This window comes from Mycobacterium sp. (assembly GCF_049683935.1).
Taxonomy (GTDB): Bacteria; Actinomycetota; Actinomycetes; order Mycobacteriales; family Mycobacteriaceae; genus Mycobacterium.
In genome coordinates, this window is the sequence record NZ_JBAUJR010000367.1 from 1 (window position 1) to 22,497 (window position 22,497).

The 22,497-nt window shown below is 66.5% G+C and carries 25 protein-coding genes; 9 read left to right on the forward strand and 16 right to left on the reverse strand.

The features are described from left to right. Together WA965_RS21240 and WA965_RS21245 are read left to right on the forward strand one after the other, a co-directional pair. On the forward strand, positions 1-1,694 hold a 1,694-nt coding region (locus tag WA965_RS21240), incomplete at its 5' end, for an aconitate hydratase (RefSeq protein ID WP_526448040.1). A 3-nt stretch (positions 1,695-1,697) separates the two neighbouring features. Continuing rightward, positions 1,698-2,261 carry a TetR/AcrR family transcriptional regulator gene (locus tag WA965_RS21245; RefSeq protein ID WP_526295577.1) on the forward strand — a complete coding sequence of 188 codons (564 nt, stop codon included), beginning with the start codon at positions 1,698-1,700 and terminating at the stop codon, positions 2,259-2,261. Positions 2,262-2,264: 3 nt separating this feature from the next. Here the strand turns inward: WA965_RS21245 and WA965_RS21250 are convergent, their stop codons facing one another. The 14 genes from WA965_RS21250 to WA965_RS21315 form a co-directional block, all read right to left on the reverse strand. Beyond that, on the reverse strand, positions 2,265-2,453 hold the full coding sequence (locus WA965_RS21250) for a helix-turn-helix domain-containing protein (RefSeq protein WP_256736103.1): 189 nt from the start codon (positions 2,451-2,453) through the stop codon (positions 2,265-2,267). Positions 2,454-2,513: 60 nt separating this feature from the next. Then, on the reverse strand, positions 2,514-4,142 hold the full coding sequence (locus WA965_RS21255) for an ABC-F family ATP-binding cassette domain-containing protein (protein WP_526295575.1): 1,629 nt from the start codon (positions 4,140-4,142) through the stop codon (positions 2,514-2,516). 14 nt (positions 4,143-4,156) lie between these two features. Further along, positions 4,157-4,987 (reverse strand): enoyl-CoA hydratase, encoded by an 831-nt coding sequence (locus WA965_RS21260; RefSeq protein WP_526295573.1) that lies wholly within the window; start codon positions 4,985-4,987, stop codon positions 4,157-4,159. 31 nt (positions 4,988-5,018) lie between these two features. Continuing rightward, positions 5,019-5,393, reverse strand: a complete 375-nt coding sequence (gene trxA / locus WA965_RS21265) for a thioredoxin (protein WP_178359174.1) — start codon at positions 5,391-5,393, stop codon at positions 5,019-5,021. Between the two features lie 51 nt (positions 5,394-5,444). After that, a complete protein-coding gene (locus WA965_RS21270) occupies positions 5,445-7,019 on the reverse strand; it encodes a glycoside hydrolase family 16 protein (RefSeq protein ID WP_526295571.1) in 1,575 nt (524 codons plus the stop codon). A 159-nt stretch (positions 7,020-7,178) separates the two neighbouring features. Then, on the reverse strand, positions 7,179-7,535 hold the full coding sequence (locus WA965_RS21275; RefSeq protein WP_526295569.1) for a hypothetical protein: 357 nt from the start codon (positions 7,533-7,535) through the stop codon (positions 7,179-7,181). A 93-nt stretch (positions 7,536-7,628) separates the two neighbouring features. Continuing rightward, the gene (locus WA965_RS21280) at positions 7,629-8,156 is read right to left on the reverse strand and encodes a hypothetical protein (RefSeq protein WP_526295567.1); all 528 of its coding nucleotides are present in this window, start codon (positions 8,154-8,156) and stop codon (positions 7,629-7,631) included. Between the two features lie 36 nt (positions 8,157-8,192). Further along, positions 8,193-8,540, reverse strand: coding sequence for a metal-sulfur cluster assembly factor (locus tag WA965_RS21285; protein ID WP_178359172.1), 348 nt, complete (start codon positions 8,538-8,540; stop codon positions 8,193-8,195). After that, complete coding sequence (gene sufU / locus WA965_RS21290) at positions 8,540-9,007, reverse strand: Fe-S cluster assembly sulfur transfer protein SufU (protein ID WP_526295674.1); 468 nt, start codon at positions 9,005-9,007, stop codon at positions 8,540-8,542. The genes WA965_RS21285 and sufU overlap by 1 nt, the downstream gene beginning before the upstream one ends. Further along, positions 9,004-10,269, reverse strand: coding sequence for a cysteine desulfurase (locus WA965_RS21295; RefSeq protein ID WP_526295565.1), 1,266 nt, complete (start codon positions 10,267-10,269; stop codon positions 9,004-9,006). Before WA965_RS21295 ends, sufU begins: the two co-directional genes overlap by 4 nt. 15 nt (positions 10,270-10,284) lie before the next feature. Beyond that, positions 10,285-11,055, reverse strand: coding sequence for a Fe-S cluster assembly ATPase SufC (gene sufC, locus WA965_RS21300; protein WP_526295563.1), 771 nt, complete (start codon positions 11,053-11,055; stop codon positions 10,285-10,287). Between the two features lies 1 nt (position 11,056). After that, on the reverse strand, positions 11,057-12,265 hold the full coding sequence (gene sufD, locus WA965_RS21305) for a Fe-S cluster assembly protein SufD (RefSeq protein ID WP_526295561.1): 1,209 nt from the start codon (positions 12,263-12,265) through the stop codon (positions 11,057-11,059). Next, on the reverse strand, positions 12,266-13,696 hold the full coding sequence (gene sufB / locus WA965_RS21310) for a Fe-S cluster assembly protein SufB (RefSeq protein WP_526295559.1): 1,431 nt from the start codon (positions 13,694-13,696) through the stop codon (positions 12,266-12,268). Positions 13,697-13,771: 75 nt separating this feature from the next. After that, positions 13,772-14,479 carry a helix-turn-helix transcriptional regulator gene (locus WA965_RS21315; RefSeq protein WP_526295557.1) on the reverse strand — a complete coding sequence of 236 codons (708 nt, stop codon included), beginning with the start codon at positions 14,477-14,479 and terminating at the stop codon, positions 13,772-13,774. 123 nt (positions 14,480-14,602) lie between these two features. On the opposite strand from WA965_RS21315, the gene mptB reads away from it, so the two are divergent. The 3 genes from mptB (at position 14,603) to WA965_RS21330 (ending at position 17,993) form a co-directional block, all read left to right on the forward strand. After that, the gene (mptB, locus tag WA965_RS21320; RefSeq protein ID WP_526295555.1) at positions 14,603-16,288 is read left to right on the forward strand and encodes a polyprenol phosphomannose-dependent alpha 1,6 mannosyltransferase MptB; all 1,686 of its coding nucleotides are present in this window, start codon (positions 14,603-14,605) and stop codon (positions 16,286-16,288) included. 62 nt (positions 16,289-16,350) lie between these two features. Further along, the gene (locus WA965_RS21325) at positions 16,351-17,223 is read left to right on the forward strand and encodes an ABC transporter ATP-binding protein (protein ID WP_526295672.1); all 873 of its coding nucleotides are present in this window, start codon (positions 16,351-16,353) and stop codon (positions 17,221-17,223) included. Next, positions 17,220-17,993: an ABC transporter permease gene (locus WA965_RS21330; protein ID WP_526295553.1), complete on the forward strand. Its 774-nt coding sequence runs from the start codon at positions 17,220-17,222 to the stop codon at positions 17,991-17,993. The genes WA965_RS21325 and WA965_RS21330 overlap by 4 nt, the downstream gene beginning before the upstream one ends. On the opposite strand, the gene WA965_RS21335 is transcribed toward WA965_RS21330, so the two are convergent. Beyond that, complete coding sequence (locus tag WA965_RS21335; protein WP_526295551.1) at positions 17,907-18,602, reverse strand: hypothetical protein; 696 nt, start codon at positions 18,600-18,602, stop codon at positions 17,907-17,909. The genes WA965_RS21330 and WA965_RS21335 overlap by 87 nt on opposite strands. A gap of 94 nt (positions 18,603-18,696) precedes the next feature. On the opposite strand from WA965_RS21335, the gene WA965_RS21340 reads away from it, so the two are divergent. Together WA965_RS21340 and WA965_RS21345 are read left to right on the forward strand one after the other, a co-directional pair. After that, on the forward strand, positions 18,697-19,272 hold the full coding sequence (locus WA965_RS21340; protein WP_526295549.1) for a TetR/AcrR family transcriptional regulator: 576 nt from the start codon (positions 18,697-18,699) through the stop codon (positions 19,270-19,272). A gap of 47 nt (positions 19,273-19,319) precedes the next feature. Next, positions 19,320-20,288, forward strand: a complete 969-nt coding sequence (locus WA965_RS21345; protein WP_526295547.1) for a COX15/CtaA family protein — start codon at positions 19,320-19,322, stop codon at positions 20,286-20,288. Here the strand turns inward: WA965_RS21345 and WA965_RS21350 are convergent. Continuing rightward, complete coding sequence (locus WA965_RS21350) at positions 20,226-21,164, reverse strand: ATP-grasp domain-containing protein (RefSeq protein WP_526295545.1); 939 nt, start codon at positions 21,162-21,164, stop codon at positions 20,226-20,228. The two genes, WA965_RS21345 and WA965_RS21350, sit on opposite strands and share 63 nt — an antisense overlap. 56 nt (positions 21,165-21,220) lie before the next feature. Between WA965_RS21350 and WA965_RS21355 the strand changes: the two genes are divergently transcribed. After that, positions 21,221-22,195: a quinone oxidoreductase family protein gene (locus tag WA965_RS21355; RefSeq protein WP_526295670.1), complete on the forward strand. Its 975-nt coding sequence runs from the start codon at positions 21,221-21,223 to the stop codon at positions 22,193-22,195. Positions 22,196-22,239: 44 nt separating this feature from the next. Beyond that, positions 22,240-22,497: peptide chain release factor-like protein (locus WA965_RS21360; RefSeq protein WP_526448041.1), on the forward strand; the 258-nt coding region annotated here is incomplete at its 3' end.

Here is a 22,497-nt window from a genome sequence, read left to right on the forward strand (position 1 = left end):
CCCAGGACCGAATTCAGCTGTCCGACGCGAAGACCGCGTTCCGCAAGGACATCCACAACTACGTGGGAGGAGAGGCAGAGACTTCCGTCCAGACCAAGCTCGACGAGGCGGTCGACGAATCCTTCCCCGCGAGTGACTCGGTGTCGCTGTCGTTCGCCGATGACGGGGAGACCGACGTACGACCGTCCGCGGCGAACGGCTCACAGGGCAGGCCCAGCAAGCCCATCACGGTGAAGTCCGACGAGCAGGGCGAGTTCGTCCTCGACCACGGTGCGGTCGTCGTCGCGGCGATCACCTCGTGCACCAACACCTCCAACCCGTCGGTGATGCTCGGCGCTGCGCTGCTTGCCAAGAAGGCCGTCGACAAGGGCCTGACGACCAAGCCGTGGGTCAAGACGTCGATGGCGCCGGGTTCCCAGGTGGTCAGCGACTACTACGACAAGGCTGGGGTGTGGCCATACCTGGAGAAGCTGGGCTTCTTCCTGGTGGGCTACGGCTGCACCACGTGCATCGGCAACACCGGCCCGCTGCCCGAGGCCATCTCCAAAGCCATCAACGACAATGATCTGTCGGTCACAGCGGTGCTGTCGGGCAACCGCAACTTCGAGGGTCGCATCTCCCCCGACGTGAAGATGAACTACCTGGCGTCACCGCCGCTGGTGATCGCCTATGCGCTAGCCGGCACCATGGACTTCGACTTCGAAGTCGACCCGCTCGGACAGGACGACGACGGCAACGACGTCTTCCTCAAGGACATCTGGCCTTCGCCGAAAGAGATCTCCGACGTCATCGCGAGCTCGATCAACCAGAAGATGTTCTCCGACAGCTACGCCGACGTCTTCCAGGGCGACGAGCGCTGGCGGTCGTTGCCGACACCGGACGGCAAGACCTTCGACTGGGATCCGAAGTCGACGTACGTGCGCAAGCCTCCGTACTTCGAGGGAATGCCCGCGGACCCGGACCCGGTCAGCGACATCAGTGGCGCCAGAGCGCTTGCGCTGCTCGGTGATTCAGTCACCACCGACCACATCAGCCCTGCAGGCAACATCAAGCAGGGCACGCCGGCGGCGGAGTACCTCGAGGCCAACGGCGTGGACCGCAAGGACTACAACTCCTACGGTTCCCGACGCGGCAACCACGAGGTGATGATCCGGGGCACGTTCGCCAACATCCGGCTCAAGAACCAACTGCTCGACGACGTCTCCGGTGGCTACACCCGTGACTTCACCCAGGATGATGCACCGCAGGCGTTCATCTACGACGCGGCCCAGAATTACGCCGCGCAGGGGACGCCACTGGTGGTGCTCGGCGGCAAGGAGTACGGGTCGGGCTCCTCCCGGGACTGGGCGGCCAAGGGCACCAGCCTGTTGGGTGTGCGTGCGGTGATCACCGAATCGTTCGAGCGGATCCACCGCTCGAACCTGATCGGCATGGGCGTCATCCCGCTGCAGTTCCCCGAGGGCGAGTCCGCCGCCAGCCTCAAACTGGACGGCACCGAGGTCTACGACATCACCGGCATCGAGGAACTCAACAACGGGAAGACGCCGAAGACGGTCAACGTGAAAGCCACCAAGACCGATGGTTCGGCGATCGAGTTCGACGCGGTGGTCCGCATCGACACTCCCGGCGAGGCCGACTACTACCGCAACGGCGGCATCCTGCAGTACGTGCTGCGCAATATGTTGAAGTCCTGACAGGTGCCCCGGGTCACCGACGATCACCTGGCGGCGCGCCGTCGCCAGATTCTCGACGGCGCCCGGCGGTGCTTCGCCGAGCACGGGTACGACAGGGCGACCGTGCGACGCCTGGAACAGACGATCGGGCTCTCGCGCGGCGCGATCTTCCACCATTTCCGCGACAAGGACACGCTGTTCTTCGAACTGGCGCGTGAAGACGCGGAACGAATGGCGGATGTCGCGACGCGCGAGGGGCTGATCCAGGTGATGCGGGAAATGCTCGCCGCGCCGGAACAATTCGACTGGCTGGCCACCAGGCTGGAGATCGCCCGGAAGCTCCGCAACGATCCGGCATTCAGCCGGGGGTGGGCCGAGCGCTCCGCCGAGTTGTCGACAGCCACCGCGGAACGACTACGTCGCCAGAAGCAGGCCGGCAGGCTGCGCGGTGACGTGCCCGACGAGGTGCTGCGCACCTACCTCGAGTTGGTACTCGACGGCCTGGTGGCGCGGCTCGCCTCAGGCGACGACCCGGAAAAACTCAGCGCTGTACTCGATCTCGTCGAAGCATCGGTCCGGCAGCAGTAGGTGTCACCGCCGCCCGCGGTGATTGGGTCCGCCCCGGCTGCGCATCGCCGTACCGGATTCACGGAGCATGCTGTGCACCGAGCCGTACGATCGACCCGTTGATGCCGCCAGTGACCTGATGCTCGCTCCACGCTCATACTCATTGCGGAGCTCGCTGACCAACTGATCCCTGGTCGTGCTGTCCATCTTCATCGAGACCTCCCGCATCTGGTTCCACGGCGGATACCCACCGTCGGAACCGTTGACACGCGATCACGCCAGCTCGATGAGGTCCCGGTAGTCATCGGACCAGAAGTCCTCGGTGCCGTCGGGCAGCAGCACCACCCGTTGCGGGTCAAGAGCCTCCGCAGCGCCCGGGTCGTGGGTCACCAGCACCACCGCCCCCTGGTAGCTGCGCAGCGCGTCGAGAACCTGTTCCCGCGAGGCGGGGTCGAGGTTGTTGGTGGGTTCGTCGAGCAGCAACACATTCGCCTTCGACGCGACCAGTCCGGCGAGTGCCAGTCGCGTCTTCTCGCCTCCGGAAAGCGTGCCCGCAGGCTGGTCGAGTTGCGCACCGCTGAACATGAACGCACCCAACAGACCGCGGAGATCCTGCTCACCAGTGTCGGGGGCGGCGTGGCGGATGTTCTCCCAGACCGAGGCCAACCCGTCGATGGTGTCGTGTTCCTGTGCGAAGTATCCGAGCTTGAGGCCATGACCGGGTTCGATCATCCCCGCATCGGGCAACTCGGTACCCGCGAGGATGCGCAGCAGCGTGGTCTTACCCGCACCGTTGAGGCCGAGGATGACCACCCGAGATCCCTTGTCGATCGCCAGGTCGACGCCCGTGAAGACCTCCAGCGAGCCGAACACCTTGGTCAGGCCCTTGCCGACCAACGGGGTACGGCCGCACACCGTGGGCGTGGGAAACCTGATCCGGGCTACCTTGTCGGCCACCCGCTCGTCGTCGAGCTCGGACATCATTCGCTCGGCGCGCTTCAGCATGTTCTGTGCGGCAACGGCTTTGGTGGCTTTGGCACCCATCTTGGCCGCCTGCGTGCGCAGCGCGGACGCCTTCTTCTCGGCGTTGGCGCGTTCCCGGCGCCGGCGTTGCTCGTCGGTTGCCCGGGCATCCAGGTATTTCTGCCAACCCATGTTGTAGACATCGGCCTCGCCGCGCACCGCGTCGAGGAACCACACCCGGTTCACGACATCGGCGAGCAGATCCACGTCGTGACTGATCACCACAAGACCACCGGCGTGGTTCTGCAGGAAGGTCCGCAACCACCCGATGGAGTCGGCATCGAGGTGGTTGGTGGGCTCGTCGAGGAGCAGCGTGGTGTCAGACCCCGAACCGGTGTCGGACGCGGCGAACAGGATGCGGCTCAGTTCCACCCGGCGACGCTGACCGCCGGACAGCGTCCGCAGCGGCTGGGTCAGAATCCGCTCCGGCAAACCCAGGCTGGCGCAGATCCGGCCGGCTTCACTCTCGGCGGCGTATCCCCCCAGGGCGGCGAAGCGCTCTTCGAGGACCCCGTAACGCTGGATCGCCTTGTCGCGGGTGGCGTCGTCGGCCACCTCGGCCATCAGCACCTGCTGCTTTTCCAGATCGGTGAGCAGAGTGTCCAGCCCGCGTGCGGAGAGCACCCGGTCGCGGGCCAGCATGTCGAGGTCACCCTCTCGGGGGTCCTGCGGCAGGTAGCCGACCTCACCGGTACGGGTGACGGTGCCCGCGTAGGGCTCGCCTTCTCCGGCCAGAATGCGCATGGTGGTGGTCTTGCCTGCGCCGTTGCGGCCCACCAGTCCGATCCGATCGCCGGGCTGAACGCGCAGCGCGGCGCCCTCCACCGACAGCAGCGTGCGCGCCCCGGCGCGGACCTCCAGGTCCGTTGCGGTGATCACGCTTGTCCACCTACCTACTTGTCGTCTGTGAAAACCGCGGGGCGCTTCTGAGCGCGCGCTGCGACCGCTTCTTCGAAGTTGCTGGTGAGCAAACGAATGTAGAGCTGTCCCAGACCCTCGGCCTGCATGTGCCCTTCCAGGCTTGTGGCGTCCAGTCCACTCCACAGCGTGCGTTTGGTCAACTCGATACCCGGTCGGGAGAACGACGCGACCCTCGCCGCCATCTCGAAGCAAACGTCGAGCAGGTCGTCGCCGGGCACCGCTCGGGACACCAGCCCGATCTGCGCGGCTTCGTCGGCGGCCACGTCCCGCCCGGTCAGCATCATCTCGAACGCCCGAGACGTGCCGATGGCTCGCGGCAACAGGAAGGACAGGCCGAGCTCGCTGGCCGTCAGACCGTTGTTGATTCCCGCCGCCCGGAAGTAGGCGGCGCTGGATGCGACCCTGATGTCACAGGCCAGCGCGAGGCACAGACCTCCACCGATGGCCGCGCCGTTGACCGCCGCGATGACCGGCTGGTGCATCTTGCGCAACGCCAGAATGACGTCGTCGAGCACTTCCATCGAGCGCAGGGCGAACGTCGGCCTGGTCAGGCCATCGACGTGGGGCACCGAGCCGGCCGACTTGTGGTCGGCGCCGGAGGAGAAACCTCGTCCCGCCCCGGTGAGCACGATGGCCCGCACCGAGTTGTCGACGTTCAACTCGTCGAGAACCCTCTTCAGCGGCACCATCACGTCGAACGCTATCGAGTTCATCCGCTCCGGGCGGTTGAGCGTCACCAGCGCGACGTGCGGATGAGGCCGGTCCACCAGTACCAACTGCGCAGGATGATCGTGAGCCGTCACGCCTGCACGGTATCCGGCGGCGGGTTTGGTGCTACGCCTGGCTCGGCGCCTCGCCGTCGTCCTGAGAGGCGACCGCGGCGTCGATGTCGAACTCCTTGATCTTCTGCACCAGGTCCTCCAGCGCTGCCGGCGGGAGGGCTCCGGCCTGGTTGAACACCAGTTTGCCCTTCTTGAACGCCATCAGCGTGGGGATGGAGCGGATGTCGGCCGCGGCCGCGAGCTGCTGCTCGGCCTCGGTGTCGACCTTGGCATGGACGACGTCGGGGTGCTTGTCGGCCGAAGCCGAGAAGGTCGGGGCGAATTGCCGGCACGGCCCGCACCAGGACGCCCAGAAATCGACCAACACGATCTCGTTGTCGTTGATCGTGTCGTTGAACTTGTCAGCGGTGAGATCTTGAGTAGCCACGAGAGAGTCAACGCTTCGTCGCGGTGCCGTGTTCCCCGCAACCGGGGCACATCACAGGGAGTACGCCTTCACCCAGTCGACCTTCATCTCAGCCTGGAACGGAGCCGTCGGGCTCGGATCTCCCGTCCACGGGTTGCCGACGGCGAGATTGAGGATCAGGTAGTGATCCCACTGTCCCGAGAACGGTGTCCAGTCGCCGCCCAACGCCTCGTACTGGGCCTGGGTCACGCGCCCGACCTCAACGCCGTCGACGTGCCAGATGATGCGGTCGGAGTACCAGTCCATGCCGTACTCGTGGAAGTCCTGCGACAGGTCCACCCCCAGGTCCGCACCGATGTGGTGCAGCTTGACGTCGACGGTGTTGTTCGCCTCCGACGGTCCGTGGATGTTGCCGGTCCACCATCTGCGTGATGCCGGGGTGCCCATGCCCGGTATCTCGACGATGTCGATCTCCCCCTGGCGGGGCCAGTCGTACTCATGGCCGGGCTCGAGACCGACCGACCAGAACGCCGGCAGCGTGCCCTGGGTGACGGGCATCTGGATGCGGGCCACCACTCGGGTGCCGACGCCGATCGACTGCTTGCCGAACGTGACCACGCGCGCGGACGTGTAGTTGTGCGGCGCGCCGAGACCATCCGGGGCGGCTTCCCGACGGGCTTCGACGACCAGGTTGCCCTCTGCGTCGACGTAGACGTTGTCGCCATCGGTGTAGTACTGGTTCTCCCCCGCGGACTGACCCCAGCGTCCGGTGTGCAGGCCCCAGTAGGTCAGCGCCTCCTCCATGCTGGAGAAATTCGTTTCCCACAGCAACGGGGGTTGACCGGGATTCGACGGCTGGGTCGGATTGCCCGGCTGCGGGATCACCACGTCACGGTAGATCCGGGACCGCACGCCCAGCCACCAGGTCGCGATGAACTTCGGCACCTCCGCGCCACCGTCGTCGACACCGAGCTTCGAGCTGCGGATACCGACGGAGTACAGCCAGTCACGCACCATCGACGTGAACGTCACCCTGGTGCTCGTCGCCGCGGCGATCAACGCCGTGTCGACCTCGTCTGCCGCGGAGGTCATCGTGCTGGTGGCGATCGTGGCGGTGGTGAGCGCAGCGGGCGCCGCCTCGGTTGATCGCACCGTGACCGGGGCCACGCTGTCATCGGTCATCTTGACAGGCTCCGAGGCCCTCTTAGCATCACGGTCTTCAACCACGACGGGCGCGGGCGGTCCGTCGCCCTCGTCGACTGCGGGTAGGGACGCGTCCGAGTCGGCGTCGCCGATGTCGTCGACGGTATCTCCGGTCTCGTCGTCGCTATCGCCTGTTTCCTCGACATCATCGGTATCGCCGGGATCGTCGACGTCGTCAGTGGTGTCACCGGTGGATTCGCCCACGTCGGGGGACTCGGTGTCGTCAGGGTCGTCTCCCCCGTCGTCCGCCCCGTGGGAGGTCGCCCTGTCGTCGCCGTCAGCTTCACGCTTCGACTCGCTGCGCGAGTCACGCTTGGCAACAGTGGTTTTCGGTCCGGAATTCGTTTCCGAGGATGTCGAGGCCCCGGCAGCGGCGGTGTCCGCGGGACTCGCGACTGCGATCGACGCTCCGGTCATGACCGCCGCACCCAGTCCGGCAGCCACCACCCCACCGGCTAACCAGTATTTGCCGCTGACTACGCGGGATTCACTCCGACGACCATTGCTCATCTGCATATCCATTTCTTCTGCCGGTAATCAGAAGGGAAAGCGAACATGAATTTAGACATCAGGTCAGCAGGACATTTGAGCGAACACACCAATTCACGACTGATGACTACGGTTACCATCCGCCACCGCCACCATCAGTGATTCACGGTCCCCGGTGGTCCCCTCCTCGCCCAGCGTGACGTCTGCAGCAAACGTTAGCCAATGCAAACCAAACACGCTCGTTTTCGCGCGAAAAGGCTCTTCAACGAAGAACAAATGGCCTGTGAAATCTGCTGTAACGGAAACGTTCTCGCCCGATTGCGGGCCATTCAGCGCAGGGATATTAGTTTGCCGAATTAACTCGAATAGAAGGCGTTCCTTCGCAGCATCGTTTGCTGTCAATAGTTTTCGGCCATCGCCACTTGCACGATGCCGCAATGTCACAATTGCCAGAAATCGCAGAAGCAACACCCGGCCGTGCCGCGCGACCGTGCGTCGGCGGCGCCTTATCTGCCGACGCCCCGCAGAACGTCACCCTGGTGCCGGGAACACACGCTGTCCGCGCTAGGCCACCGCGCGGTCGGCACCGGTCAACAGCGCCGCTTGCCGCTTGGGCCACCAGCACAACTCCAGTGCCAACGCGGCCAGGTAGAGGACAGAGGCGACGGCACTGCCCCACGATCCGAAAACGGCGTCCCAGACTGCCGCCACGCTCGCGCCGCCAAGGACGACGCCGAGAATCAAGCGCCACGGCCGGCGGGCTGCGGCCGCGGCGTGCAATCCCCGGACGTAGGCGACCGCTGGCTGGGCCAGGCGCTCGTTCCCGACCGGTTCGCCCCGGCGGACAGCGCGGACGACCTGGACCCGCTCATCACCGGTGAGTTGCTCGGCCGCCGGCCAATACCGCACCATCCGGCGCGAAGTCCAGACGCCGGAGAAGGCGCCGACGACCACGAAGACGATCGCTCCTACAACGGGGACGCCCGAGTCCAGCCAGGCCATCGAACCCAGACAGATCCCCATCGCTCCGCCGACCGCCACCGCCCGGCGAACGCACCCGCCACGCCAAACGAACGCCGGGACTGTCAGCACATGTTGATTGTCAGCGGTAACCGAGCCAACCGGGACTCAGACGGTGAAGCCGAGTGCCCTGAGTTGCTCGCGCCCGTCATCGGTGATCTTGTCCGGACCCCACGGCGGATTCCACACCCAGTTGATCTTGATCTCGTTCACCAAGCCGGCACCGACCAGAGCGCTGCGGGACTGGTCCTCGATGACATCCGTCAACGGACACGCAGCAGAGGTGAGGGTCATGTTGATCAGTGCCACCGGACCGGTGTCACCATCCTCCACGTCCACGCCGTAGACCAGGCCGAGGTCGACGACGTTGATCCCGAGTTCGGGGTCGACGACGTCGCGCATGGCCTCCTCGATGTCGGCGAGCAGTTCGTCGTTTGGTACTGCCGTATCACTCATCAGTTCTCCTCATGACCGTTCGACGTGTGAGCCTCCGCCAGCGCGGCCTTGAACGCTGTCCAGCCCAGTAACGCACACTTCACCCGTGCCGGGTATTTCGAGACGCCGGCGAACGCCACCCCGTCGCCGAGCACATCCTCGTCACCCGCGATACTGCCGCGCGAGGACACCATCTCCGAGAAGGCGGCGATCGTCTCGAGTGCGTCACCGACGCTCTGCCCGATCACCTGATCGGTCAGCACCGAGGTTGACGCTTGACTGATGGAACAGCCTTGACCGTCGTAGGAGATGTCCGTGACCGTCCCTCCGTCCTCGGAAAGCGCCACCCGCAGCGTGACCTCGTCACCACAGGTGGGGTTGACGTGGTGGACCTGCGCGGCGAAAGGTTCACGCAGTCCGCGGTGGTGCGGATGCTTGTAGTGGTCCAGGATGACTTCCTGGTAGATCTGCTCTAGTCGCATCGTCAGTCGCGACCGAAGAACTCGACGGCACGGCGCACCCCGGCGATCAGCCGATCGACCTCCTCGGCGGTGTTGTAGACCGCAAAGGACGCGCGCGCCGACGCGGCGATCCCGAACCGCCGGTGCAGCGGCCACGCACAGTGGTGACCGACGCGGACCGCCACCCCGTCATCGTCGAGAACCTGCCCGGCGTCGTGCGCATGCACACCGTCGACCACAAACGACACCGGCGAACCGCGATCCTCCATCGATGTGGGTCCGATGATCCGGACACCCTCGATACCCGACAACCCGGTCAGCGCGGCAGCGACCAACTCGGCCTCGTGCTGCTGCACCGCAGCCATCCCGATGTCCTGCAGGTACCGGGCGGCCGCGCCGAGGCCGACGACCTGAGAGGTCATCGGAGTCCCCGCCTCGAACCGCTGCGGTGCCGGCGCGTAGGTGGTGGACTCCATCGTCACGGTCTCGATCATCGACCCGCCGGTCAAGAACGGCGGCAGCTCGTTGAGCAGTTCGCCGCGGCCGTACAACACGCCGATCCCGTTGGGGCCCAGCATCTTGTGGCCGGAGAACGCCGCGAAATCGACATCCAGTTCGTGGAAATCGACCGGCTGATGCGGGACTGACTGGCACGCATCGAGCAACGTCAGTGCGCCGACGGCCTTGGCCCGCGCCACCAGTTCGGCCACCGGAGCGACGGCGCCGGTGACGTTCGAATGATGGCTGAAGGCAACCAACTTCACCCGGTCATCGAGGTCGATCGAGTCGAGGTCGATGCGTCCGTCGTCGGTGACGCCGAACCAGCGCAATTCCGCGCCCGTCCGCCGGCAGAGCTCCTGCCACGGGATCAGGTTCGCGTGGTGCTCGAGCTCGGTCGTGACGATCACATCACCGGGACCGACCGCTGATGCGAATCGCTCGTCGCCGATGGCGTACGAAACGAGATTGATCGCCTCGGTGGCGTTCTTGGTGAACACCAGCTCATCCGTATGGGCACCGACGAACGCCGCGATGTCGGCGCGGCCGTGCTCGTAGGCGTCGGTGGCCTCCTCCATCAGCTGGTGGGCTCCGCGGTGCACCGCACCGTTCGACGTGACGAGGAAGTCACGCTCGGCGTCGAGCACCTGCACGGGGCGCTGCGAGGTCGCACCGGAATCCAGATAGGCCAGTTGGCAGCCGCCGCGCATCACCCGATCCAGAATCGGGAAGTCCGACCGGATCCGGGCGATCTCCGTCCGTTCCAGTGAGCCGCTGACGGTCGTCGTCATCTCTCGGGATCCCTCCTACGAGGCCGGTGCGGCCTGCGTGAAGCGCTCGTAGCCGTTCTCCTCGAGTTCGTCGGCCAACTCGGGACCACCGGACTGGATGATCCGTCCGCCGAAGAACACGTGCACGAACTGGGGCTGGATGTACCGCAGGATGCGGGTGTAGTGGGTGATCAGCACGACGCCGCCGTGCTCGGTCTCGGCGTAGCGGTTGACACCCTCGCTGACGACCCGCAGCGCGTCGACGTCCAGACCCGAGTCGGTCTCGTCGAGGATGGCGATCTTCGGCTTGAGCAAGCCCAGCTGCAGGATCTCGTGGCGTTTCTTCTCGCCGCCGGAGAACCCTTCGTTGACGCTCCGCTCGCTGAAGGACGGATCGATGTCGAGGTCGCCCATCGCGCCCTTGACCTCTTTGACCCAGTGCCGGAGCTTGGGAGCCTCACCGCGGACCGCGGTCGCGGCGGTCCGCAGGAAGTTCGACATCGACACGCCGGGCACCTCGATGGGGTACTGCATCGCGAGGAACAACCCCGCGCGAGCCCGTTCGTCGATGCTCATCTCCAGCACGTCCTGGCCGTCCAGCGTGATCGATCCGGAGGTGACGGTGTACTTCGGATGGCCTGCGATCGCATACGACAACGTCGACTTGCCAGATCCGTTGGGGCCCATCACCGCATGGGTCTCCCCCGAACTCACGGTGAGGTTGACGCCCTTGAGGATCTCGATGTCGGCACCGCCCTCGGCGGAGACGACGGAGGCATGCAGGTCTTTGACTTCAAGTGTGGTCATGTCAGCTGTTTCTCGATTCGGTGATCGCTAGTTCTCTCTCGATGGCTTCGGTGAGGCGCTCGCGTACGGCGGGCACGGCGATCTTGGCGATGATCTCGCCGAAGAAGCCACGAACCACCAGGCGACGGGCCTGCGGCTCCGGGATGCCGCGAGCGCGCAGATAGAAGAGCTGCTCGTCGTCGAAGCGCCCTGTGGCACTTGCGTGTCCGGCGCCGGCGATCTCGCCGGTCTCGATCTCGAGGTTCGGCACCGAGTCGGCACGGGCGCCGTCGGTGAGCACCAGGTTGCGGTTGACCTCGAATGTGTCGGTGCCGGTGGCCTCGGCCCGAATCAGCACGTCGCCGATCCACACGGTGTGTGCATCGGGCAGCGCAGAGTCCGGATCACCCTGCAGCGCACCCTTGTACAGCACATCGGACTTGCAGTTGGGATGGGCATGGTCGACGAGCAGTCTCGACTCGAAGAACTGGCCGTCGTCGGCGAAGTACGTGCCCAGCAGCTTCGCGTCACCCCCGGGTGCGGTGAAACGCACCGTCGCCGAGGTCCGGACGACGTCGCCACCGAGCGTGACGTTGACGTGCCCGAGCACCGAGTCCTTGCCGAGGCGGGCATGGTGCGCACTCACGTGCACCATGTCGTCGGCCCAGTCGGCGATCCAGATCACCCCTAGTCCCGCCGAGTCACCGACGATGATCTCGACGTTGTCGGCGTAGGTCCCGCTGCCACGCAGATCCACGACGACGATGGCCCGCGCCATTTCCTCGACCCGGATCTGCAGGTGACCGTAGGCCACCGCGCCTTCGCCCGGACCGGTGACGGTGACCTCGATGGGTTCGGCCAATTCGGTCTCGCGCGGCACCGTGATCACCGTCGCGGAGGTGAACGACGAGAATGCCTGCGCGGCAACGCGGTCGGTGGGAACACCACCCTGGCCCAGTCGTTCGTCGCCCCGGCGCACTGTCTCCACGGTGACACCCGGGTGTTCGACGACCTGGATCTGCGCCTCGCCGGTGGCGGGCGCAGAGCCGTCGTGCAGACCGCGCAGCCGCTTGAGCGGCGTGAACCGCCACAACTCGTCGCGGCCACCGGGTACCTCGAAGGCGTCGACGTCGAAGGAGGCGAACAACTCACCCTTGTTGGCCCCGGCCAGTGCTGAGCCGGGGGTTTTGACGGCCGCCTCGGCAGCTTCGGTCAGATTCTTGGCACTCACTCAGCCGACCGCGCCTTCCATCTGCAGCTCGATCAGCCGATTGAGCTCGAGCGCATATTCCATCGGCAACTCCTTGGCGATCGGCTCGACGAAACCACGCACCACCATCGCCATCGCCTCGTCCTCGGTCAGGCCGCGGCTCATCAGATAGAAGAGCTGGTCGGCACTGACCTTCGACACCGTCGCCTCGTGACCCATCGTGACGTCGTCCTCACGGATGTCGACGTACGGATAGGTGTCGGAGCGACTGATCGTATCGACCAGCAGGGCATCACATTTGACGCTGGAGCGGGAGCCGTGGGCACCCTTGTTGATCTGGACCAGGCCGCGGTAGGACGCGCGGCCCCCGCCGCGGGCGACCGACTTCGACACGATGTTGGACGACGTGTTGGGAGCCAGGTGCAGCATCTTGGCGCCGGTGTCCTGGTGCTGGCCCTCGCCGGCGAATGCCACCGAGAGCACCTCGCCCTTGGCATGCTCACCGGTCATCCAGACCGCCGGGTACTTCATGGTGACCTTGGAACCGATGTTGCCGTCGACCCACTCCATGGTGGCGCCGGCTTCGGCGCGGGCCCGCTTGGTGACCAGGTTGTAGACATTGTTCGACCAGTTCTGGATGGTCGTGTAGCGGCAACGTCCGCCGGGCTTGACGATGATCTCCACGACCGCCGAGTGCAGCGAGTCGCTCTTGTAGATCGGCGCGGTGCAACCCTCGACGTAGTGCACATAGGCGTCTTCGTCGACGATGATCAGCGTCCGCTCGAACTGGCCCATGTTCTCGGTGTTGATCCGGAAGTACGCCTGCAGTGGGATGTCGACGTGCACTCCCTTGGGCACGTAGATGAACGACCCACCGGACCACACCGCGGTGTTCAGCGCGGAGAACTTGTTGTCACCGGCCGGGATGACCGTGCCGAAGTACTCCTTGAAGATCTCCGGGTGTTCCTTCAGCGCCGTATCGGTGTCGAGGAAGATGACGCCGAGCGCCTCGAGATCCTCGCGGATGGAGTGATAGACCACCTCGGACTCGTACTGGGCAGCCACCCCGGAGACCAGTCGCTGCTTCTCCGCCTCGGGGATGCCGAGCCTGTCGTAGGTGTTCTTGATCTCGGCGGGCAGGTCATCCCATGTGGCGGCCTGCTTCTCGCTGGAGCGCACGAAGTACTTGATGTTGTCGAAGTGGATGCCCTCGAGATCGGAACCCCAGTTCGGCATCGGCTTCTTACCGAAGGTGCGCAGCGCCTTGAGCCGGATGTCGAGCATCCACTCGGGCTCGCTCTTCTTCATGGAGATGTCGCGGACGACCGCCTCGGACAATCCGCGCTGTGCACTGGCGCCCGCGACATCGGAGTCGGACCAGCCGTAGCCGTACTTGCCCAGGGAGGCAATGGTCTCCTCCTGGGTGAGCGGCGTCTCCGGTGTGAGTGTCATGGCGACACACTCCTTTTGCTCTTGTGGTGGCTCCGGCTCGGGCTGTGCCGGAGGTGTTTCTGCTGTTGGCTGCGGCTAAGCCTTGGCCGCGGACAGTGGGACATGGGTGGTGCAAGCGCAGTCACCGTTGACGATGGTCGCCAGCCTCTGAACGTGCGTACCCAGAATCTCGGCCATCGCCTGCTGCTCGGCCTCACAGAGCTCCGGGAATTCCTTCGCCACGTGCGATACCGGGCAGTGATGCTGACAGATCTGTACACCCCGGGCAGGCCCGCCCACCTGGGTGGTGGTGGTGGCGTAGCCGGCGTCGGTCAGCGCGCCCGCGATCCGGTCTGCAGCGGCCTCGACCTCGTCGCCGGTTTCAGCGCCGGCCACCGGCTCGACTCCGGCGAGGATGGCGTCGATGCGACCGCGCGCGAACGTCCGGATGGCGTCGTCACCGCCGAGCTCACGCAGTTGGCGCATCGCCGCAGAGGCGAGGTCGTCATAGGTGTGCTCGAGCTTGGCCCGGCCCTCTGCGGTGAGCTGGTAGCGCTTCGCCGGCCGTCCCCGACCCTCCTGCTGCCACGCAGCGGCGGCGTTGGCTTTAGCGTCCCCGGCGTCGATGAGAGCGTCGAGATGCCTGCGCACGCCTGCGGCGGACAGGCCGAGACGCTCGCCGATGCTTCCTGCGGTGATGGGGCCCGACTCCAGCAGGAGCCGGATGATCGTCGTCCGGGTGTCTCCGTCAGCGTGCGCGGACTGCGGTGCAGTCGGGCGTGCAGCCTGTGGACGGAATTTCACAACACCAGTGTGACGCAATTCCGAAATCGGGTCCAGCAAGGGCACCCTTATCTGGCGCTGTCATGTTACTCACACCCAGTTGCCCTGGATTGACGGGAATATCCGCCCGCTACGCTGCCTTTTGTGGCAGCCCGCCTACGTTCCCTCAGCACGTCGATCGCCGGTTGGCACGGTGATGAGCGAACGGTCGGCAGTCCACTCAACGACGCCGAGCTCATGGCGATGCGCCGGACGCGTCTTTTCGGCGCGACCGGCACCGTACTCATGGCCCTCGGCGCGCTCGGTGCCGGCGCCCGCCCCGTCGTCCAGGATCCGACGTTCGGGGTTCGGCTGCTCAATCTGCCCTCACGCATCCAAACAGTGTCGCTGACGATGACCACCACGGGCGCGGTCATGATGACGCTGGCGTGGCTGATGCTGGGGCGGTTCGCGCTGGGCAAGCGGAAGATGACCCGCAGCGATCTCGACCGCACGCTGTTGCTGTGGGCGCTGCCGCTGCTGATCGCGCCGCCGATGTACAGCAAGGACGTCTACTCCTACCTTGCGCAGAGCGAGATCTCACTGCAGGGCAACGACCCGTACCTCGTCGGCCCGGCCCCCGGACTCGGCCTCGACCATGTCTTCACCCTCTCGGTGCCCAGCCTGTGGCGGGAAACCCCAGCGCCCTACGGTCCGCTGTTCCTGTGGATGGGGCGCGGCATTTCCGCTGTGACCGGCGAGAACATCGTCGAAGCCGTTCTGTTCCACCGCGTCATGGTGTTGCTCGGGGTCGGGATGATCGTATGGGCCACCCCGCGGTTGGCCCGACGCTGCGGTGTGGCCGAGGTGAGCGCTCTCTGGCTGGGCCCGGCCAACCCACTGCTGTTCATGCACCTTGTCGCCGGTATCCACAACGAAGCACTGATGCTCGGGTTGATGCTGGCAGGCACCGAGTTCGCGCTGCGCGGCATCGATGCCGCGGCGCCGCTCATCCCGCGTCCGCTGACCTGGCCACGGGACCGCAGCCAGTGGGGCCGGTGGTATCCGATGGCGATGCTGCTGACGGGCGCCGTGCTGATCACCATGTCCTCACAGGTCAAGCTCCCGGGGCTACTGGCCCTGGGGTTCGTCGCGATGGCCCTGGCCTGCCGCTGGGGTGGCACCGTCAAAGCGTTCTTCATCGCGGGCGGGTCACTGGCTACGGTGTCCCTGGCGGTGATGGCGGCGATCGGTTGGGCCAGTGGACTGGGGTTCGGCTGGCTGTTCACCCTCGGCACCGCCAACGTCGTCCGAAGCTGGATGTCCCCGCCGACGCTGTTGGCGCTGGGCACCGGTCAGGTCGGCATCCTGCTCGGCCTCGGCGACCACACCACCGCGGTGCTCGCGCTGACCCGTGCGATCGGCGTCAGCCTGATCGCGATGATCGTCACCTGGCTGCTGTTCGCGGTGCTCCGCGGCCGCCTGCACCCTGTCGGCGGCCTCGGGGTCGCGCTCGGAGCGACCGTGCTGCTGTTCCCGGTCGTGCAGCCGTGGTACCTGCTGTGGGCGATCATTCCGCTCGCCGCGTGGGCGACCCGGCCGGGATTCCGCGCGACGGCGATCGCCGCCACCCTGTTGGTCGGGATCTTCGGCCCGACGGCCAACGGCGACCGGTTCGCGCTGTTCCAGATCGTGATGGCGACGCTGGCCAGCCTGGTGATCGTGCTCGTCCTGGCCGCGCTGACGTACCGACGCCTGCCCTGGCGCCCGGTTCCCGAACCCGCGGTGGATCCACCCCCGCCACCGGACCCACCCACTGTCCGGTCCGACGCCTACGCTGAGTCTCCGTGACCTCCCGTTCCGGTGCTGCCGTCCCGGTACTCCTACGTGGAGTGAGCAAGCGGTACGGATCGATGAACGCCGTGTCGGAACTGGATCTCGACGTCCAGGCCGCCGAGGTGTTCGCCCTGCTGGGACCCAATGGCGCCGGCAAGACGACCACGGTGGAGATGTGTGAGGGCTTTCTCAAACCCGACGGCGGCAAGATCGAGATCCTCGGTCTCGACCCCATCACCGACAACAAAGCGTTGCGGGCACGCATCGGGGTGATGCTGCAGGGCGGCGGCGCGTATCCGGCGGCACGTGCCGGCGAGATGCTCAATCTGGTCGCTTCGTACTCCGCCGATCCGCTCGACCCGCAGTGGCTGCTCGACACACTCGGGCTGACGGACTCCGTCCGCACCACGTATCGACGGCTGTCCGGCGGGCAACAGCAGCGTCTCTCGCTGGCCTGCGCCGTGGTCGGCCGTCCCGAGCTGGTGTTCCTCGACGAGCCTACGGCCGGCATGGATGCTCACGCACGAATCGTGGTGTGGGAGTTGATCGATGCGCTTCGACGCGACGGAGTGACGGTGGTGCTGACGACGCACCAGCTGGCCGAGGCCGAGGAGCTCGCCGACCGGATCCTGATCATCGACCGTGGCGTGGCGGTCGCCACGGGGACCCCGGCGGAACTGATGCGCAGCGGCGCGGAGAACCAGCTACGGTTCCGGGCGCCGCGGATGCTGGATCTGAGCCTGCTGGTTTCAGCCCTGCCCGAGAGTTACCGGGCGGTCGAGACCAGCCCGGGTGAGTATCTCGTCGAGGGACACATCGATCCGCAGGTGCTCGCCACGGTGACCGCATGGTGTGCCCGACTCGATGTCCTGGCCACTGACATGCGCGTCGAACAGCGCAGCCTCGAGGACGTGTTCCTCGAACTGACCGGCCGGGAGTTGCGCTCATGAGCAACCGCTTCGCACCGGGGACGTTCACCCCCGACCCGCGCCCGGCCGCGGTTCCGCAGATGCTGAACGCCCAGTTCGGACTCGAGGTGCGCCTTCTGCTGCGCAACGGTGAGCAGCTGCTGCTCACGATGTTCATCCCGATCACCTTGCTGGTGGGACTCACGCTGCTGCCGCTGGGTTCGTTCGGGGACAACCGGGCGGCGACGTTCGTCCCGGCGATCATGGCGCTGGCGGTGATCTCCACCGCGTTCACCGGGCAGGCGATCGCGGTGGCCTTCGACCGCCGCTACGGCGCCCTCAAGAGACTGGGGGCGACCGCCCTGCCCGTCTGGGGCATCGTCGCCGGAAAGTCGCTGGCGGTCGTCGCCGTGGTGTTCCTGCAATCGATCCTGTTCGGCGCCATCGGGTTTGCTCTGGGATGGCGCCCCCCGATCGCTGGACTGGCCCTGGGCGCCGCGATCATCGCGCTCGGCACCGCGGTGTTCGCCGCCATCGGACTGCTGCTGGGCGGCACCCTGCGCGCCGAGATCGTGCTGGCGATCGCCAACCTGCTGTGGTTCGTGTTCGCCGCCCTGGGCGCCCTGACGTTGGAAGGCGGCCTGGTTCCGTCCGGGCTGCAATGGGTGGCGCGGTTGACACCGTCGGGGGCGCTCACCGAAGCGCTGTCCCAGGCGATGATCCTCTCAGTGGATTGGTTCGGCCTGGCCGTGCTCGCGGTGTGGGGCGTCATCGCCGGTCTGGGCGCGCTGCGCTGGTTCCGCTTCACCTGAGGCGATCAGCTGCGGCAGCAGGTACTCCAACTGCCCGACCTCTTCGATGTTGTGCTTGACCCAGGCGTTCGCCTTGTGGTCGGGAAACCGCATGCGGATCAGCCAGTTGACCGGTCCCAGCAGCCGCGAGCGGGCACCGAGATCCATCACGGTGACATAGTGTGCGCCGTCATCGCCGGCCGACCAGGTGTGCTCGAGCTGAAACACCGGGATTCCCGCCACACGGAGCACCAGCCGGATTCCGGTCCGGTCGAGCTTCTCGACCCTGGCGACCTCATCGCTCAGATATTCGGGCTTGGCGCCGAACGCCTCGACCATGTGGAAACGCGCGCCCTCGCCGGCGCCGCCGGAGGGCGCCGGGCGCCACAACTCCCAGCGGATGTGGTCGATCGGATGCCACGCCTGGTAGCGGTCCACGGTCTTGCCGCCGTAGGTCATCGTGTCGCCGAGGTGGCGGAACCAGTCGAGCAGCATCGCCGGCGTCACACCCGCGAGCGGACGATGGTCGATCGTGATCCGGTGACGGCCGTGCGGCCTCTCGGTGAAGTCCACGGTGGCGGTGTCGACCGAGCGCAGCGGATACAGGACCGGAAGCGACGGGGTGTACATTTCTCCTCCTTCAAGATACGTTTGCGTATCCTATTAACCATGACGGTACGGCCCTGAAATAAGATACGCAAGAGTTTCTAAAGAGAATCGAGTGATGTTGACCACCACCAGACGACGCGGCGGGGAACTCGACGCGGCCATTCGGTCGGCAGTGCTCGACCTGCTCGCCGCGCACGGCCCCGATGGAGTCACGATGGAAGCAGTCGCGGTGGCCGCGCACACGAGCAAGCCCGTGCTGTACCGCCGATGGCCCGATCGGCGGGCACTGCTGCGGGACACGCTGATCGGCATCGCCGCCTCCTCGATCCCGACCCACGACACAGGCAGCTTCCGCAGCGACATGCTCGCCGTGCTGCGCGGCTGGGCCGACCTGTTCGACGGCGACACCGGGCCGTTGATGCGGTCGATCGTGATGGCGGTGGGAGCCGATCCGGAACTGGCGGCGACGTTTCACACCGACGTGATCGGTTCGCGGAAGGTCGAGATGAACGCGCTCATCGTGCGCGGTATCCACCGTGGTGAGGTCCGCCCCGACGTCCCTGTCGACATCGTGCGAGAACTCGGCCAGAGCGTGCTGTGGCACCGGCTGCTGGTCAGCGGCGACCCCATCACCGACGAGTTGGTGGTGCAGATCGTCGACGACATCCTGGCGCGGGTGGTGAAGCCGTGAGGTGCCCCTACTACAGCGCGTAGTTAGGCAGCCTCTACGATCGGAAGGTGCCCGTCGGACGACTCTTCCTCCGGCTCGTCGATCTGCTTCCGGAACCGAGCCTGCGCGTTCAGCGAATCGTCGCCGCGGCCGTCGTCCTGACCCAGGGCGGAATCGCCGTCACCGGTGCGATCGTGCGGGTCACCGCCTCGGGGCTCGGGTGCCCGACCTGGCCGCAGTGCTTCCCCGGCAGCTTCACGCCGGTGCCGCATGCGGAGGTGCCCGGTGTGCATCAGGCCGTCGAGTTCGGCAACCGCCTGCTGACCTTCCTGGTGGTGCTCACCGCCGCGGCCGCGGTGGTCGTCCTCATCCGCGCCCGCCGCCGGCGCGAGGTACTCGTGTACGCGTGGTTGATGCCGGCGTCGACGGTGGTCCAGGCCGTGATCGGCGGCATCACCGTGTTGACGGGGCTGCTGTGGTGGACGGTGGCCATCCACCTGCTCGCGTCGATGACGATGGTGTGGGTCGCGACGCTGCTGTTCGTCAAGGTCGGTGAACCCGACAGCGGGGTGCCGACGGCCCGGGTTCCCAAGCCGCTGCGGCAGCTGACCGTGCTCTGCGGGGTCGCCCTGTCAGCGGTTCTGGTGACGGGCACCATGGTCACCGGCGCGGGTCCGCACGCCGGGGACAAGAGCCTGGACAGACCCGTACCGCGGCTGCAGATCGAGATCACCACGCTGGTGCACATGCACTCGTCGCTGCTGGTGGCCTATCTGTCGCTGCTGGTGGCCCTGGGGTTCGCTCTGCTGGCCGTGCGCGCACCGAAGCCGGTGCTGACCCGACTCGGCGTCGTGGTGGCAGTAGCGGCGGCCCAGGGACTCCTCGGCACGGTGCAGTACTTCAACGACGTGCCCGCCGCGTTGGTGGCGATGCATGTGGCGGGCGCAGCGATCTGCACGGCGGCCACCGCGGCGCTATGGGCGTCGATGAGAGAACGGACCCAGCCCGAACCGGTCGAGAGCCGCCTCCACCCCTAGGGCGAACTGCCGCTGGCAGCGCCGGCGTTCGGTCGGGTCGAGCTGACGCCAGCCCAGAGACGGTTCGACCAGTTCCAGTTCCAGCACGCTGGGCGCGTCGGCGCCGCCGAGCACGTCGACGCGGGCATAAAGAAGGTCGGTGGTATCGATGTCCAGGTGGGCGGCCGCCGCGGCGAGCGTCGCATGGCCCACATCCCACAGCTCAAAATCCGGGTCGGCGGGCTCCAGTCGTTCTTCGGCGTAGGTGCCCGACGCGTCGAATCTCGGGGCGCTGCCGGGGGCCGGCAGGATCGGTCCCTTGGTGAAGGCGTGCGACGGGCGCCCGGACAGGAACACCAGTGCGGTCTCACCGTCGGCGACCCGTGGATCGTAAGGCTGCACCAGCACCGTCTGACCGTCAGCCTGCAGCGACGCGGCATGGGCAGCCGCCTGCGTGGCGTCCGAGAACCGCAGCGTCCCAATCGAACCCGCTCCCACCGCAGGCTTGACGACGAACTCCCCGGTCGGGATCCGCACCCGCTCCCCCGGGGCGAAATAGCTGCTCGGCACCGTCGGTAGGCCCGCCGCGGCGAGGTCGGCGAGGTAGCGCTTGTCGGTGTTCCAGGCGATGACCGAGGGAGAGTTCAACAGGCACGGGACCCGGCGGGTCCACTCCAGGAATTCGTCGAGTCGGTCGATGTAGTCCCAGGTCGCACGCAGGATCACCAGGTCCGAATCGAGTGCGGCCGGGTCGTCCCACGACAACCAGCGGGCATGCAGTCCGCGCCCGCGCAGTGCCTGCACGAGGCCGGCGTCGTCACCGTCGCCGTCGGGCAGGGCAGCGCACCCGGCGAGCACGATCCGGGGATGGAAGACGTCGGGGCGGGCATGCTTCATGACCCGATCGACTTTACCCAGGAAGCCGACTTCACCGAGGAGGCAAGATGGTGAGCATGTACGCCATCGAAGTCGCCGAGACCGGCGGGCCCGAAGTCCTGTCCTATGTCGAACAACCGCAACCCTCACCGGGTCCCGGACAGATACTGATCAAGGCCGAAGCCGTCGGCGTGAACTTCATCGACACCTACTTCCGGTCCGGCCTGTACCCGCGAGAGGTGCCGTTCGTCGTGGGCACCGAGGTCTGCGGAACCATCGAAGCGGTCGGCGAGGACGTGGCCGCGCTCACCGTCGGCGACCGGGTGGTGACCGCCCAGGGGTTCGGCGCCTATGCCGAATACTGTTTGGCGCCGGCTGATTTTGTCGCCTACGTGCCTGAGGGAGTGGCCCCGGACGTGGCAGCGTCGGCGCTCCTCAAGGGAATGACGGCCCACTACCTGATCAAGTCGACCTACCCGGTGCAGCAGGGTGACACCGTGCTGATGCACGCCGGTGCGGGCGGGGTGGGGCTGATCCTCACCCAGTGGGCCACCAGCCTGGCCGCGTCGGTCATCACGACGGTGTCCACCCCCGACAAGGCCGAGTTGTCCCGGCAGGCGGGCGCAGTCGCGGTGCTCGACTACCCGGACGATCCGCAAGCCTTCGGCGACCAGATCCGTGAGTTGACCGACGGCAACGGCGTCGCCGCGGTCTACGACGGCGTGGGCGCGTCGACGTTCGACGCCAGCCTGGCCAGTCTCGCCGTGCGCGGCACGCTGGCGTTGTTCGGCGCGGCCAGCGGTCCGGTGCCGCCATTCGACCCGCAGCGACTCAACGCCGCAGGTTCGGTGTTTTTGACCCGACCGAACCTGGCACACCACACCCGCACAGCGGATGAATTCTCCTGGCGGGCCGGCGAACTGCTCACCGCGATCGCGGACGGCACACTCACCGTCACGGTCAGCAACCGGTATGAGCTCCGCGACGCCGAGCAGGCCCACCGCGATCTGCAGGGGCGGAAGACCGTCGGGTCGGTGGTGCTGATCCCGTAACTGATGGGTTCGCCCGCCGACGGCGACGTTCTACCCTGGTCAGCGTGGCCGAGGACCTGATCGTGACGCGCACCCTGGTGGTGCCGGCGTCCGATCTGAGCGAACGCTTCTCCAGATCCTCCGGCCCCGGCGGGCAGGGCGTGAACACCGCCGACAGCCGGGTAGAGCTGTCGTTCGACCTCGCCCGCTCGTCCTCGGTGCCGGAGTGGTTGCGCGACCGGATGCTCGCCAAGCTGGGTAACCGTCTCATCGACGGTGTGCTGGTCGTGACGGCCAGCGAGCACCGCGCCCAACTCCAGAAC